Source organism: Luteibacter sp. SVR4-7G (genome assembly GCF_056755555.1).
This window is the reverse complement of the sequence record NZ_JBPGXO010000002.1, coordinates 73,138-87,691: the sequence shown is the minus strand read 5'-3', so window position 1 is coordinate 87,691 and position 14,554 is coordinate 73,138. Positions and strand designations below refer to the sequence as shown.

Below are 14,554 nucleotides of genomic sequence, written 5' to 3'. Positions count from 1 at the left end.
GTGGAAGCGCGAAATCTCCCTGCCGGCCTGCGTTTATGCGGGCCATCCCGACAAAAAGAAGAGCGTCCGCGGACAACGCGGACGGACGCTGACCGGACACGCATGGGATCACTGCATCGCCGTCAGCTGACGTGCTTTCCCTTCGCCGCCTTGATCGCCCGGGCCCGCCATTGCATCAAGGGCGTTACGGTTACCCCGTGCATGACCACGCTCACCGCGACCACCGTCAGTACCGCACCCTCGAATACCTGCCCCGGAATCCCGACGAAGCCGTGTCCGATGGCGAAGGCCATGTAGTTGAGGCTGCCGAGCCCGCGGATGCCGAACCAGCCGATCAGCAGCCGCCGTTGCCACGGCGCGCCGCTTCCGATCGTGGCCACCCAGACGGCCAGCGGACGGATCAGAAGCAGCAGCACGCCGGCAAGCAACATGCCGTGCCAGCTGACCGCCGGGACGACTGCAATCCCCACCGCCAGCACCAGCGCCACGGCGATCAGCCGCTCGATCGTCTCGCCGAACGACAAGGCATCGGAGACGACCCAGCCCACGGTTTCCCTTGGGTGTTCGACGTTCGCCTGTGCCCGTTCGTTCGGAGTTATCCGCGTTTCCGCCGGCTCGTCGAGCGACTCCTCGCCTCTCTCCGTCGACCCCTTGCTCTGGGTGCTGACCTGAAGCTCTACCCTGCGCAACCCTACGCCGGCCGCGAAGGCGGCGAGAAATCCCGACGCCCCCAGCATATGGCTCACCGAGTACACGACGATCATGATGCCCAAGGCGAGGAAATCGCTGGGCGCGACATCGCGCGTGGCGTGGCGCATGTGAGTTCCCACATAACCGAGACCCCACCCGCCGAGGAAGCCGATGAGGAGCCCTCCGGCCAGTCCCCACAAGACATCTACCGTCAACCAATGCGTGATCACGTTCGCCTTGCCGGCGGCCGGGTCCATCAGGGCAAGGGCGAGGAACAGAAGCGGCAGTGCCGTACCGTCATTCATGCCCGCCTCGCCCGACAGCGCCACACGGAGAGCATCGTCGTCACGGGCATCGTCGACCGAGACGAGGGAGGCCAACACGGGATCGGTGGGGCTCACCACGGCCGCGAGAGCGAGTGCCGCTGCAAATGGCCAACCGAGACCAAACCAGGCAACGGCAACCACGCCGGCAGCCGTGAGCACCATGGCCGGCAAGGCAAGGCGCGCCGCCATGCGCCATCCGGGATCGCTCAACGGCAGGCGGAGCTTCAGGCCGGTCACGAACAGCGAGGCGACCAAGGCCGCTTCCGTTGCCCAGTGCAGCCAGTGGATGTGCTCCGCCGTGGAGGGAAGCCGCTCCAGGCCGGTCACGCCCGGGCCAATGATGATGCCGACGACGAGATATATCGCGAACGTCGTGACGGGCCCGCGCTGGATCCACCCCGACAGCAAGGAAGTGGTCAACAGGAGGGTGCCGGTCAGCACGAGCCACCATAGTGGAGTCATGGGGTAATCATTGCGTCGATTCGGTCAACACGGTGCGAAATGGCGTGCACAAACCATCCGCATCATCGAAACCGACCACCCCACCCTGGCCACGCTGAGCAACGCCGCCCTTAACTACTCATCCTTCGATGCGCCAGCAGTCTCCAGTTCCCGGACAGCGTCGACAGGCTGGCCAGGGCCATGAGTGATTCACGGTCGTGTCGATCAACGTACAGCGCGCGCCAGACGCGTTCGATGGTCCACTCCGGGGTTTCCCTGTGGATGCGCTCGAGCGATGCATCGGGCGGTACATCTCCTTCCTCGAGCACACGGAAATACCAACCTGTGCGGCCCGAGGTCTGTACGCGGGCTGCCATGTCCGCGACCTCGAAGCGGGCGTTGAGTTTCCAGCACGGTTGACGCCCCTGGCTTACCTGGAGTGTCGCCGTGCCGAGCCGGAAGACGTCGCCGACAGCCACGTCCTTCTCCGTCAAGCCGTTCGTGGAGAGATTCTCGCCGAACGCGCCCGCCCGTTCCAGCAGCGGTAACGCACCGACTTCCTCGCGCCAACCCGGGTAGTGGTCGAAGGGATAGTGATGGATGGCCTTTTCCTCGCCACCGTGGTGCTTCAGGTCGGCCTGGCTATCGTCGGCGAAGCCGATGCGCGTGACGCGCATGCTTCGATTCACGGGTAGCTTGTGGATGGCACTGGTCTTGCCGGACTCGCCCAAGGGCGCCACCCTGCCTACCAGGACCTTTCCGATGGGAAATGCGTGGCTCACTACCAAGTGCCCTTGCTGGTGTAGCGAACAGGCTACCTTACCTTCTTTACTACTGTATCCCCCGCGCCCAACTTCCGGCCATCGCCCGCAGACGGAACCATCGGCGCCAACGGCCTCCCTGTCTTCGCCTCGACCAGCACCGAATGCCGTTCGCCCCGCGCGAACAGATGCCCCTCGCCCCACTGGCGAAGGGCCACGATCACCGGAAACAAATCCATCCCCTGCCCGGTAAGCACGTACTCCTGGTAGCTGCTGCCGTCCGATGCCGGCTGGCTCGCGAGAATGCCGGCATCGACCAGCCGGCGTAGCCGGTCACTGAGGATGTTGCGGGCGACACCGAGGCCCCGCTGGAAGTCGCTGAAGCGCCGCACGCCGTCGAACGCGTCGCGCACGATGAGGAGCGACCAGCGGTCGCCGATCAAATCGACCGACCGTGCAACAGGGCACGTTTCGCTGGCGGGATCGTTTCTGGCAGTCATCGAAATACCTGCAGGATGCTCTCGTCATTCTAGTTGCATTTTGCAACCATGCAACCTACGCTCTGGTTTCATTTTGCAACTACAAGGCGCTTCGTGGACTCACCGCCAATCCCCATCCTGCCGGCGGCTGGCACAAGACCGGTGTCCCGCCCCCTGCTCGCGCTGCTGGCCTGCGCCAGCGGCCTGAGCGTCGCCAACGTGTACTACGCCCAGCCGCTGCTGGATGCGATAGCCGCGGATTTCTCGATCACGCGCGCGGCCGTCGGAGGCGTGGTCACGGCCACCCAGGCAGGTTGCGCCCTCGCCCTCGTTTTCCTCCTGCCCCTCGGGGACCTGGTCAGCCGCCGTCGCCTCATGCTCATCCAGGCGCTGGCCCTCATCGTCGCGCTGGCCACCGTCGCACTGGCCGGGAGTGCCGCGCTACTCCTCGCGGGCATGCTCGCCACCGGCTTGTTCGGCACGGCCATGACCCAGGGGCTGATCGCCTATGCGGCTAGCGCCGCCGGTGACGCCGATCGCGGACACGTCGTGGGAAGTACCCAGGCCGGTGTATTCGTGGGCCTGCTGCTTGCTCGCGTGGTATCCGGCGGAATAGGCGATATCGCCGGCTGGCGTGGCACGTATGGCGTGGCGGCAGCGGTGATGCTCTGTCTCGCTGCCCTGCTCCACCGGGCGTTACCCGCCTTACCGTTGCCCATGACCCGCCTGACCTACCCGCAAGCGTTGTCGTCCATGATCGGCTTGCTGCGCGACGAGCGCGTGCTGCGCGTGCGCGGCACCATCGCGTTCCTGATGTTCGCTGCGTTCAACGTCTTCTGGAGCGCACTGGCGCTGCCATTGAGCGAAGCGCCGTACCGGCTTTCGCATACCGCCATAGGCGCGTTCGGGCTCGTGGGTGCGGTCGGAGCCCTGGCCGCCAGCCGCGCTGGCCGGTGGGCAGACCGGGGACTGGGCCAACGAGTGACCGGGTGGGCGCTCGGCCTCCTTATCGCCGCCTGGCTGCCGCTCGCATTCATGCAGGCGTCCTTTGGATGGCTGGCCCTGGGCATCGTCCTGCTCGACATGGGCGGGCAGGCTATCCACGTGACCAACCAGAGCCTCGTTTTCCGTCAGCGGCCGGATGCGCACGGACGTCTGGTGGGTGCGTACATGCTCTTTTACGCCGCCGGAAGCGGTGCGGGTGCGATGGCAACGACGGTGGTGTACGCAAGGTTCCACTGGACAGGGGTCTGCGTACTGGGTGCGGGGGTAAGCGTCGCGGCGTTGGTGTTCTGGCGCGCCGCCTCGCTTTTCGCCGGCACACGATCTAATGTCACTTCCACAACAGGGGTTCCCAATACAGGCCGGTGAAAAACAGGGAAGACCGCCCATGCCCACACCATCCGTCATTCGCATCGCTGGCTATTTCATCCTCGTCATGCTCATGGCTTTCGGGGGAACGCTGGCTGCCGCCTTGCTGGTCCCTGCTCGTCTCGGTCCCTCGGCCGGCTGGTTCGTAAAGTGTCTCCTGGTGATGTGTCTGGTGACCGCCGTCACCTGGTTTTACATGCGCAGGGACGGCTTGAGCTGGAGACGCTATGGACTGGACGCTGGCGCTGCACCCCGTGCCGCCCTGGGTATCGCGGGAGGGCTGCTGCTCGCCGGAGCGTGGTCGGTGCCAGTATTCGTTGTTGCGCCCTTCCATTGGGCCTCGAATGCGGCATTGAGTTGGACGGCCTTCGTCCTCGGCACACTGGCCAGCGTCTGCATGGGCATTGCCGAAGAGGTGGGCTACCGCAGCTACGGGATGGACCGCCTCGAAGGCCGCGCCGGCGCCTTCGCCGCCGTGCTCGTGCCCAGCATCCTGTTCGCCGGCATGCATATTGCCGGCGGCGTGCCATGGCCGGCCGGCGTGCTTGTCGTCGGCTCGGCCAGCATCATGTACGGGTGCCTCATGCTTGCCACGCGCAGCCTTCCCTTCGTCGCGGCATTCCACATTGCCAACAATCTTGGTCAGGATGCGTGGTTGCGCACGAGCGAAGGGTCGCTGTGGCGACCGGTCTTCGCGTCCGGCGTTCCGGCCAGCTCGCAGCTGCACATCTGGATCGGGATGACGGTGTTGAACCTGGCCGTGGCGGCCGGGGCGTGGATGGTATGGCGTCGTTCGCCACTCTACGCATCGCGCAGCCGCTGAACTTGCCGGCAAGAATTATGGATCTGCCACCCGACCGAGCCATCGCTGGTGCACCACGGCCGAGCCGTGCGGCCACCCGGCTTTGCAGCCGGATGGCCGCAGGCATTACCCGCTGATCCGATACATCACCGTCGCATGCGGTTCCAGCCTCGCCTTGATCGACCCGTCACCCTTCGCATCCTTGTGCGCCCACAGGTCACGCATGGTGTAGGTGCCGCCTGCCTTAAGGCCGATCTCGGTCGCGGCCACGGTCACGTCTTTCGCCGTGTCGCCTTCGTTGAAGACCGCCACCGCACGTCCGCCATCCTTGAGCGGCTTGACGATGACGTGGATGCCGTCGGCGTCCCGCACCTGCTTGCCCTGGACGCCGAGCGGATCCTGGTCGATGGCGATCACATCCTTGTTGAGGAGGATCTGTAGCGCATCGGGCTTGATCGTGCGCAGGTCGGTGCCGACGAGCAGGGGCGCCGCCATGATGGACCACAGGCTGAAGTGGCTCCGGTATTCGACGTCGGTCATGCCGCCGTTACCGACTTCGAGCATGTCCGGATCGTTCCAGTGGCCGAGGTGCGCGTAGGGGTCGAGTACCACGTTCTCCTTGAAGATCTTCAACATGGAGGCGTAGTTGTCGCTGATGTCGCCGGTGGTGCGCCAGGACCCGGCATTCACCGGGGGCTTGCCCGCCCAGAGCCAGGGCTTGTTCTCGCCCCACTCGCACATGCTGAAGAAGATCTGCCGGCCGCTGTTCCGCAGGGCTTCCGCCATGGCGGTGTAACGCTTGTGCGCGTCGATCTTCTGGTTGTTGCAGTTGTCGTATTTGAGGTAGTCCACGTCCCATGAGGCGAAGGTCTTGGCGTCGTCCTTTTCATGACCGAGGCCGCCCGGGAAACCGCGGTTCTCCTGCAACGGCTCGCAGGTGGAGGTGCCCGCACTGGAATACAGGCCGAACTTCAGGCCACGCTGGTGGATATAGTCGGCGAGCGCCTTGATACCGCTGGGGAAGCGCTTCGGATTGGGCTGCAAATGGCCATCCTTGTCGCGCTGCCAGTTGGCCCAGCAGTCGTCGATATTCACATAGCGATAGCCGGCATCCTTCAACCCGAGGCTGATGAACTTGTCGGCGATGCCACGAATCATCGCTTCGTCGAATTCGGCACGGCAATGCGTGGAATTCCAGTTGTTGAAGCCCATCTGCGGCAAGGCGGACGCTGCCTCGTCCGCCTTCACCGGCGCGGTGGCGATACCCGCCGCGCCGATGAGCCCGCACAGTACCGTGCCTCGCAGGATGCTTGCCAGGGTGGTGCCCATCGTCAATCCTCGTGTCGTCGCCATCAGAACGTTCCCCGCAGGCCCACGGTATATACGGTGCCGTCCGCTTCGGCGTACAGGAAGCGGTTGCGGTACACGGAATAGTCGTAGAGGTGCTCGTGAGTCAGGTTGGTGCCGGACACGAAGACCGACAGGTGCTTGTCCACCGCGTAGCTCGCGCTCAGGTCCACCTGGCCGTAGTCGCTGCGCGTGGCCGGCTGGGCACCCGCACCGTAGGAGAGGTTCTCGAGGTACTTGCCGCGCCAGTTGTAGGCAACGCGGACCTGCACCGGCCCCTTCTCGTAGTACAGGCTGGCGTTGGCCGAATCGCCGATACCCGGTACCGCGAACTTGCCCGAGGCGGCGATGATGCCCGGGCTTAGATTGGTGCTGCTCTTCACGTGCGTGTAGTTCAGCGCCATGCCCAGGCCGTTGAAGGGTTCGGGCAACAGGTGCGTGAACTGGTAGTTGAAAGTGAACTCCTCGCCGTAGATGTTCGACGAGTTCAGGTTGATCGGCTGGGTGAGCGACCAGATGAACGGCTGCCCGGTGTTCTGGTCGGTCAGGAACGGCACCGGCGTGCTCACCAGCGTGCTGAAGTTGCTGACCTTCTTGTAGAACCCTTCCAGCGCGATGTAGCTGGCGTCGTCGATATACCACTCCAGGCCCATGTCGTAGTTCCGCGAGGTATACGGCTGCAGCTGCGGATTGCCCTGCGAGATGGTCAGCGAGTTCGGGCGCGTACCGAAGCTCTTGTTGTAGTACAGGTTGTTCAAGGCCGGTGGCGTCAGCGTCTTCGACCACGAGAAGCGGTAGACCAGGTTATCCAGCAGGTTCCACTTGAAGTTCAGCGACGGCATCCACTTGTGGTAGCCGCCATTGTCCGACTGTGGCGCCAGGGGGCCATACGTCACCTGGCCGTTGCTGGTGTCGTTCGGGTCGATGCGATACGCGATGGGCGGCTGGTTGACCGCCGTGGAGGTCGAGGCCACATGGAGGTACCGCAAGCCCACGTCGACTGCCCAGGGCATGTTCCACATCGTGCCTTCGAAGATGGCGCGGGCGAAGAACGCCTTCTCCTTCTCGCCGACGTTGTTGTAGCTGCCGGGATTGGGCGCCGCGTCGAGGGTCCCGCCATTGGCCGCGAGGCCCGCAAGCAGGGCGTCGCGCTTCTCGGGGGAGAGCTGGTTGTATGCCGCCGGCGAAGCCAGCCAGCTCAGGTACGCGCGCGGGTCGTACTGTATCCATTCCGCGGGCAGCCCCGGCGACGAGACACCGTTGATCTTCGGCGGCGCCTTGTAGATGTACGCGCCAATCGCATCCGCCGGGACCTCGACGGAGTAACCGCAATAGGCGTTGCAGAGGATGCTGTTCGGCGTGCCCCAGCTCACCGACTTCACCCACTCATTGGTGTACTGGAAGCCGGCCTGCAGCCGCGAGAGCACGCCGTCGTTGAAGGCCTTGTCCAGCTTGATCTGGTAATTGTTGACCTTGTTGGTCACGTTGTTGCCGGAACCGGCGTTGCAGCAATGCGCGGTGAGGTTGTCCAGGTTCGTCGGCGAGAGGATGTTCGAGTAGCTCGGTGGCCGGTTGTCGCCCCCGTTGGTCCACGTGGGATTCGTGCCGAAGTTCTTCGCGCCGACCACGAGGAAGTATCCGCCGGGGCTCTCCTTGTTCCACGCCTTCGAGCTGGAGACGTCGAGGCTCAGCTTGGTCGATTCGTCGATGTCGAAGCCGAGGTTGAGGCCGTTCTGATAACTCTTCTCGTAACTGGGCGTGTACGAGGCCACATAGTCGTTCGCCATGACGTTCGGGCCTTCGCCCTTGCGTATGAAGCTCAGCGCCGTGTTGTTGGCATCGGTCGTGATCGACTGGATGTCGCCCGTGTTCCCGTACTCGCCGAACTCGTGCTCGATCGGATCCACCTTATAGGCCGAGTACAAGGTGTCGAACTGGACCGTCAGCCGGTCGATCGGCTTCCAGTCGATGGCGCCGCTGACGCCCTTGCGCACGCGCGTCTCGTCCAGCACGTTGCTCGCCAGGGTCTCCGGCACCGCCACGTTCGTGTAGTTCGGGTTGTTCAGGCCCGACAGTTTAGAGATGTCCTGGCCGGCGTACCACGAGCTGGCCTGGGTGTTGAGCTGGGTGTCCTTCCGCTTGTAGTACCAGGCCGAGCCCATGAAGCCGAAGGTGTGGTCCGAGTTGGTCCAGCCGAACAGCCCCGAGGCCTTGGGCGTGGTCTTGCCCTTCCAGTCGCCGGTCAGGTTGCTGTTGACGCCCGCGGCGCTCCACGCCCCGTGGTACCCGCTGAAGTCCAGCGGCCGCGCCGTCTGGATGTCCACGACGCCGCCGATGTCGACCTCGCTGATATCCGCCGACGAGGTCTTGTTGACCTGGGCGACGCTGATGATCTCCGAGGGCAGCACGTCGAAGTTGAAGGCGCGGGAACCGGAGGCCGTGGCCATGGGCCGGCCATTGATGGTGACGGCGACAAACTCGGGACCGAAGCCGCGCACGGCGATCTGGCTGGACTCGCCGCCGCTGCGGTTCACCGAAACGCCGGGGACGCGCTGAAGTGCGTCGGCCACGTTAGGGTCGGGAAACTTGCCCGCCTCTTCCGCGGAGATGGAGTCGACCACGTTGACCGCGTCCTGCTTGATCGCCTGCGCGCGCTGGAGCGCCGCCAGCTGGCCGGTGACCGCCACCGCGCCCAATTCGGTTACCTTCTTGTCGTCGGGGTCGGCGGTCGCAGGTTTGGCCGGCTTGGCCGCCTGCGGTGTGGATGGTGTACCGGCCGGAGCCGGATCCGGCGCTGCGGCCGTTGCTGTCTGTGCGAATCCCGGTGCCCCATATCCAACCATCCAGGCGACACCCATTGCCACAACCAATTGCTTGAGCTGCACGGCTACCCTCCCCGACATTGTGGAAAAACCCCAACCCCCCGACAGCGCAGTCGCACATATTTGTACAACTTATTCATGGTTGTTCGATATTCGTCGCGGCCACAAGCTGCGCCGCAGCATGACAAGCTCAGCCGGCCACGATTAGATTCGTTTGTCCGACAAATGAGTTCAGGGGAGGCTTCGGAACGCCATGGCGAGCGATACGGATCGACCGCCGGGCCTGAACGAAGCACATGGCGATCCCATGGACCGGCGCGGCTTCCTGCGCATGACCGGGACGATGGCGGCCCTGCTGCCGTGGCTTGCCCTGCCCCGTTTCACCGAGAGCAAGACCGTGCGACGCCCTGCCGGCCCCATGCCCGTGACGGCGGCAAGGCACATCCTTTCGTACGGCACGCCGGCACCGGAATCCAACGTGCTCCGCGAGGGCCTGCCTGTCGGCAATGGACGCCTCGGTGCGCTGGTGGGCGGCGACCCCGGCTCGACCTTCCTCTACCTCACGGACGCCTCGATGTGGCTGGGAAAGCGCAAGGTCGCGCTCGGCGACGACGGTCAGTTCGACTATTCCGCGGAACAGTTCGGAAGCCTGGTGATGCTGGCCAGGCTTTACCTGTCGATCGAGGGGCACGAGGCGGCGCACGTGAGTGGCTACCGGCGCGAGCTGGACCTGGACCAGGGCTACCTGCGCGTGTCGTATCGGAAGGACGGCGTCGCGTACTCCTGGGAGGTCTTCGCCAGCCACCCCGACGACGCCATCGTCATCCACCTTTCCCAGGCCGGTGGTGGCGTCTTCAGCGGGTCAGTCGCGCTCCACGGCATGCATGGAGACACCTCCCGCGCGGAGGTCCTGCAGTGGCCGGCGCCCGCCGCCGCTACGCGCTTCGAAGGGACCCTGGATAACGGCCTGAAGTACGCCACGAACGTCATGGCGATGGCGGCGTCCGGCGGCGTCACTGCCGACGGACAAGGCATCCGTTTTGCGAACTGCGGCACACTTACGGTCATCGTTTGCGGGGGGACCAACTACACGCCGGACCCGGTCAAGGGTTACATGGATGCGTCGCTCGATCCATTGAAGCTATCGATCCGGAAGACCCGGGCAGCCGCTGAGCAGCCTTCGGCCGTTCTGCTGCAGACCCATGTCGCCGACTACCGCTCGCTGTTCGACACGATGCGTGTCGACCTGGGCACCTCGACCGCGGCACAGCGCGGCCTGGACACCTGGACGCGCCTCCAGGCGCGTGCCGAGGCCGGGTCGCCGGCGGATCCCGAGCTCGAGGCGACGTATCTCCAGTACGGGCGTTACCTGACGATCGCCGGCTCGCGCGATAGCCTTCCCACGGGACTGCAGGGACTCTGGCTGGATAGCAATGTGTCGCCCTGGATGGCCGACTATCACAGCGACATCAACATCCAGATGAACTACTGGCTGCCCGACCGCGCCGGCCTGCCCTCCTGCTTCGATCCCTTCACTCACTACTGCCTCAGCCAGGTGGACGCCTGGACCGAGGCGACCCGGAAGCACTTCAACGATCCCCGCAATACCTACCGTAACCACTCCGGCAAGATCGCCGGCTGGACCATCGGCATCTCCACCAACATCTACGGAGGTGGGGGATGGCGATGGCACCCGGCGGGGAATGCGTGGCTGTGCAACAGCCTGTGGCAGCACTATCAGTACAACCCGGGTCGCACATACCTCGCCCGCATCTATCCCCTGCTGAAAGGCGCCTGCGAGTTCTGGGAGTCGCGTCTGCTGACCGTGAGCGTGAAAGATCCGGCGACGGGATCGATGCGCGAGGTCCTGATCGACGATGCGGACTGGTCGCCCGAGCAGGGACCAACCGATGCCAAAGGAATCACGTACGCGCAGGAGTGGGTCTGGGACCTCTTCGAGAACTACCGTCAGGCCAGTTCGCTGCTGGGCAAGGACGTCGGCTATGCCGCGACGATCGGGCAGCTGCAGGCGCGGCTTTATCTGCCCCAGGTCAGCAGCAAGACAGGCTGGCTCGAGGAATGGATGACGCCCGACGATCTGGGCGAGCCGGAGCACCGGCACCTGTCGCCGCTGGTCGGCTTCTTTCCGGGCGACCGCATTCGTGCCGGCGACAGCCCGCCAAAGCTGATCGAGGGCGTGACCCGTCTCCTCGAGGCGCGCGGCACGGGCGGCTACGGCTGGGCCTGCGCATGGCGCGCCATGTGCTGGGCACGCCTCGGCGACGCCGCGAAGGCCTACCGGCTCGTCCTCACCAACCTCTCCCCGTCAAGGAACCGAAGCAACGGCACCGCGCAGAACCTCTTCGACATGTACCAGCTGGACGCCGACACCGATGCTTTCCAGATCGACGCCAACTTCGGCACGCCGACGGCCATGCTGGAGATGCTGATGTCCTCGCGACCCGGGCTCATCGTGCTGTTACCAGCCCTCCCCGAAGCCTGGGCGGCATCGGGAAACGTGACCGGCATGGGCGCACGAGGTGGGTTCCGCGTCGACCTGTCGTGGAAGCGCGGGAAGGTCACGTCGGTGACGGTGCGCAGCGTCGGTGGCGAGCGGACGCGGCTGAAGTTCGGCGCGTGGGAGCGAGACATTGCACTGCGGCCGGGAGGGTCGGTAACGGTGACCCCACCCGGCACGATGTCGTAGCGCCTCTCATCGATCTGATGGCTACGAAGCGGCCAGCGAAGCCGCCTGGATCGGCAGCGTGCGGATGCGCTTGCCGGTCGCCGCGAAGATCGCATTGGTCACGGCGGGCGCGACGATGGCGGTGGCCGATTCGCCGATGCCGCCGGGTGCCTCGGCGTTCTTCACGATGTGGGTTTCGATGAGCGGCGTTTCGTTGATGCGCATCGGGCGGTAGTCGTGGAAGTTGCTCTGTTCCACGCGGCCGTTCCGCAACGTGATAGAACCATACAGCGCGGCGGTAAGGCCGAACAGCGAGCCGCCCTCCATCTGCGCGGCGACGGTGTCGGGATTCACCACCAGGCCACAGTCGATGGCGCAGACCAGCCGGTGGACGCGAACGGTCCCGTCGGCGGCGACGTCCACCTCCGCCACCTGCGCAAGGTAACTGCCGAAAGCGAACTGCAACGAGATGCCGCGCCCCCGTCCCTTCGGCAACGGCGAGCCCCAGCCGGCTTTCTCGGCGGCGAGCGTCAATACGCCCATCGCTCGCGGATTCTTGCCCAGCAAGGCCTTGCGGTACGCCACGGGGTCCTGCTTCGTCGCGTGCGCGAGCTCGTCCATGAAGGATTCCACGACGAAGACATTGTGCGTCACGCCGACGCCGCGCCAGAAGGCGGTCGGTATGCCCGGCGGCTCCACGCGCACGTAGTCGACGTGGATGTTGGGAATGGCGTAAGGCGGCTCGGCCGCGCCTTCCACCGCGTCGAAGTCGTAGCCGTTCTTGTAAAGGAACGGCAGGTAGCGGGCGACGACCGATGAGCCTGCGATGCGATGAGTCCAGGCCACCGGCTTGCCGCTTTCGTCCAGGGCCGCCGACAGGCGGTCGTAATAATGGGGCCGGTACATGTCGTGCTGGATATCTTCCTCGCGGCTCCAGACGATCTTGACCGGGCCGTCGACGTGCTGCGCGATCCTCGCGGCGAGTACGCTTCCATCCGCTTCGAGACGCCTGCCGAACCCGCCACCGATGTAATAGTTGTGGATCTGCACGGATGCGGGCGGCAGTCCCAGGACCTTGGCCACGAGGCCCTGGGTCAGCGTGGGCGCCTGCGTGCCGACCCATACATCGCAACCGTCCTTGCGCACGTGGACCGTGCAGTTCATCGGCTCCATCGTCGCATGGGCGAGAAAAGGCACCTCGTAACTGGCATCGAGCCGCCGGGCCGCGCTCGCCAGCGCCTTCGGGGCGTCGCCATCGTTGCGAGCGACCACGCCGGGCTTTGCCGAGGCTTCCACCAGCTGCCTCACGATGTCGTCGTGACCGACCTTCGCATTGGCGCCCTCGTCCCATTGCACGGCGGCAGCAATGAGGCCTTTCTTCGCCGCGCCCATGTGATCGGCCACGACGGCGACGACATCGTCGAGGCGCACGACCTGGTGCACACCATTGACCGCCAGCGCGGCCTTCTCGTCCAGGGATTTCACCTTGCCGCCGAAGACCGGCGACTGCGCCAGCGTGGCGACCTTCATCCCCGGAACCGCGGCATCGATGCCGAACTTCACCTGGCCGTTCACCTTCCCGGCCGTGTCCAGCCGGCGAGCCGGCGTGCCGATCAGCATGAAGTCCTTGGGATCCTTCAGGACGACGCTGTCCGGCTTCGGCGTCGGAAGGCGGGCGGCGGCATCCACGAGGGCGCCGTAGGACAAATGACGCGTTCCAGCAGCATCGGACACCACGCCATGGCGTGCCGTGCAGGTCGTGGGATCGACGTGCCACTGCTTCGCTGCCGCAGCGATCAGCAGTATCCGCGCGGTGGCGCCTGCCTGGCGCAACGGCGTCCAGAAGGCGCGCACGGATGAGGACAGACCGGTCGTCTGCACATGGAGGATGGCATTGCCATACAAGGCATCGCTGGCCGGTGCATGCTCGAGCCGTACCTGATCGAGATCGACCTCCAGTTCCTCGGCCAACAGCATGGGCAGCGACGTGTACGTACCCTGTCCCATCTCGACCATCGGCATCACCAGGGTCACGAGGCCCTTGCGGTCGATGCGGATGAACGCGTTCGGTGCGAAGGCCGGACCTGCCGGGGTTGCCCATGACGCGCGCATGACGGCAGGCAGGACGAGGCTGAGCACCAGACCGCCGCCCACGGCGGCACTGCTGCGCAAGAAATCGCGGCGCTGCGGATTGTCCAGGTTGGAGACGGTCATTTCGCCTGCCCCTCCGCGGCGCGATGGATGGCCGCGCGGAGACGCTGGTACGTGCCGCAACGGCAAACATTGCCGGACATCGATGCGTCGATCTCGGCATCGCTGGGCTTCGGCGTGTGCGCCAGGAGCGAGGCCGCGGACATGATCTGGCCCGACTGGCAATAGCCGCACTGGACCACGTCGAGTTCCAGCCATGCCGCCTGCACGGCGCGCCCCTGCGGGGTCTCGCCGATCGCCTCGATGGTGGTGACGGACCGGCCACTGACGGCCCGCGCGGGAAGCACGCACGAGCGCACGGCTACCCCGTCCAGATGCACCGTGCACGCGCCACACAGCGCCATGCCGCAGCCGAACTTGGTGCCGGTGAGGCCGAGCACGTCGCGCAGCACCCACAACAAAGGTATGTCGTCGTCGACATCGACCTCGTGGTTCGCGCCATTGACGGTGAGTGAGAAAGACATCGAACCCCCTGGATCTCAAATGGCCATCTAATCCGACGGCATAGTTCCCCGGTATCGGGTCCCGGCGGCGAGATGTTCACAGCATGGTCGCGCCGCCGGAAGTGAATAGATTGCAGGTTCACAATGCGCGGTCTTCACGTCGTCGCCCATAAGC

At 65.2% G+C, this 14,554-nt stretch carries 10 protein-coding genes; 3 read left to right on the top strand and 7 right to left on the bottom strand.

Translation table 11 applies throughout. The features are described 5' to 3' along the window. Positions 1-122 precede the first annotated feature (122 nt). From ACR9ZH_RS01185 to ACR9ZH_RS01175, 3 genes are all read right to left on the bottom strand, one after another. Positions 123-1,478 carry a cation:proton antiporter domain-containing protein gene (locus ACR9ZH_RS01185; protein ID WP_481288929.1) on the bottom strand — a complete coding sequence of 452 codons (1,356 nt, stop codon included), beginning with the start codon at positions 1,476-1,478 and terminating at the stop codon, positions 123-125. A gap of 110 nt (positions 1,479-1,588) precedes the next feature. Further along, entirely contained in the window at positions 1,589-2,239 is a 651-nt protein-coding gene (locus ACR9ZH_RS01180) for an MOSC domain-containing protein (RefSeq protein ID WP_481288928.1), read from the bottom strand. A 32-nt stretch (positions 2,240-2,271) separates the two neighbouring features. Continuing rightward, the gene (locus tag ACR9ZH_RS01175) at positions 2,272-2,718 is read right to left on the bottom strand and encodes a winged helix-turn-helix transcriptional regulator (protein ID WP_481288927.1); all 447 of its coding nucleotides are present in this window, start codon (positions 2,716-2,718) and stop codon (positions 2,272-2,274) included. Positions 2,719-2,859: 141 nt separating this feature from the next. Between ACR9ZH_RS01175 and ACR9ZH_RS01170 the strand changes: the two genes are divergently transcribed. After that, positions 2,860-4,068, top strand: coding sequence for an MFS transporter (locus tag ACR9ZH_RS01170; RefSeq protein ID WP_481288926.1), 1,209 nt, complete (start codon positions 2,860-2,862; stop codon positions 4,066-4,068). A 19-nt stretch (positions 4,069-4,087) separates the two neighbouring features. Continuing rightward, positions 4,088-4,891, top strand: coding sequence for a CPBP family intramembrane glutamic endopeptidase (locus ACR9ZH_RS01165; RefSeq protein WP_481288925.1), 804 nt, complete (start codon positions 4,088-4,090; stop codon positions 4,889-4,891). Positions 4,892-4,996: 105 nt separating this feature from the next. Here ACR9ZH_RS01165 and ACR9ZH_RS01160 read toward each other — a convergent pair whose 3' ends face one another. Both ACR9ZH_RS01160 and ACR9ZH_RS01155 read right to left on the bottom strand, forming a co-directional pair. Next, positions 4,997-6,223 (bottom strand): glycoside hydrolase family 27 protein, encoded by a 1,227-nt coding sequence (locus ACR9ZH_RS01160; RefSeq protein ID WP_481288924.1) that lies wholly within the window; start codon positions 6,221-6,223, stop codon positions 4,997-4,999. Further along, positions 6,223-9,102, bottom strand: coding sequence for a TonB-dependent receptor (locus tag ACR9ZH_RS01155; protein WP_481288923.1), 2,880 nt, complete (start codon positions 9,100-9,102; stop codon positions 6,223-6,225). The genes ACR9ZH_RS01160 and ACR9ZH_RS01155 overlap by 1 nt, the downstream gene beginning before the upstream one ends. 190 nt (positions 9,103-9,292) lie before the next feature. Here ACR9ZH_RS01155 and ACR9ZH_RS01150 point away from each other — a divergent pair, with 190 nt between their 5' ends. Beyond that, positions 9,293-11,746, top strand: a complete 2,454-nt coding sequence (locus ACR9ZH_RS01150) for a glycosyl hydrolase family 95 catalytic domain-containing protein (protein ID WP_481288922.1) — start codon at positions 9,293-9,295, stop codon at positions 11,744-11,746. Between the two features lie 21 nt (positions 11,747-11,767). On the opposite strand, the gene ACR9ZH_RS01145 is transcribed toward ACR9ZH_RS01150, so the two are convergent. Both ACR9ZH_RS01145 and ACR9ZH_RS01140 read right to left on the bottom strand, forming a co-directional pair. Next, complete coding sequence (locus ACR9ZH_RS01145; RefSeq protein WP_481288921.1) at positions 11,768-13,939, bottom strand: xanthine dehydrogenase family protein molybdopterin-binding subunit; 2,172 nt, start codon at positions 13,937-13,939, stop codon at positions 11,768-11,770. Further along, complete coding sequence (locus ACR9ZH_RS01140; protein WP_481288920.1) at positions 13,936-14,400, bottom strand: (2Fe-2S)-binding protein; 465 nt, start codon at positions 14,398-14,400, stop codon at positions 13,936-13,938. The genes ACR9ZH_RS01145 and ACR9ZH_RS01140 overlap by 4 nt, the downstream gene beginning before the upstream one ends. Positions 14,401-14,554 lie beyond the last annotated feature (154 nt).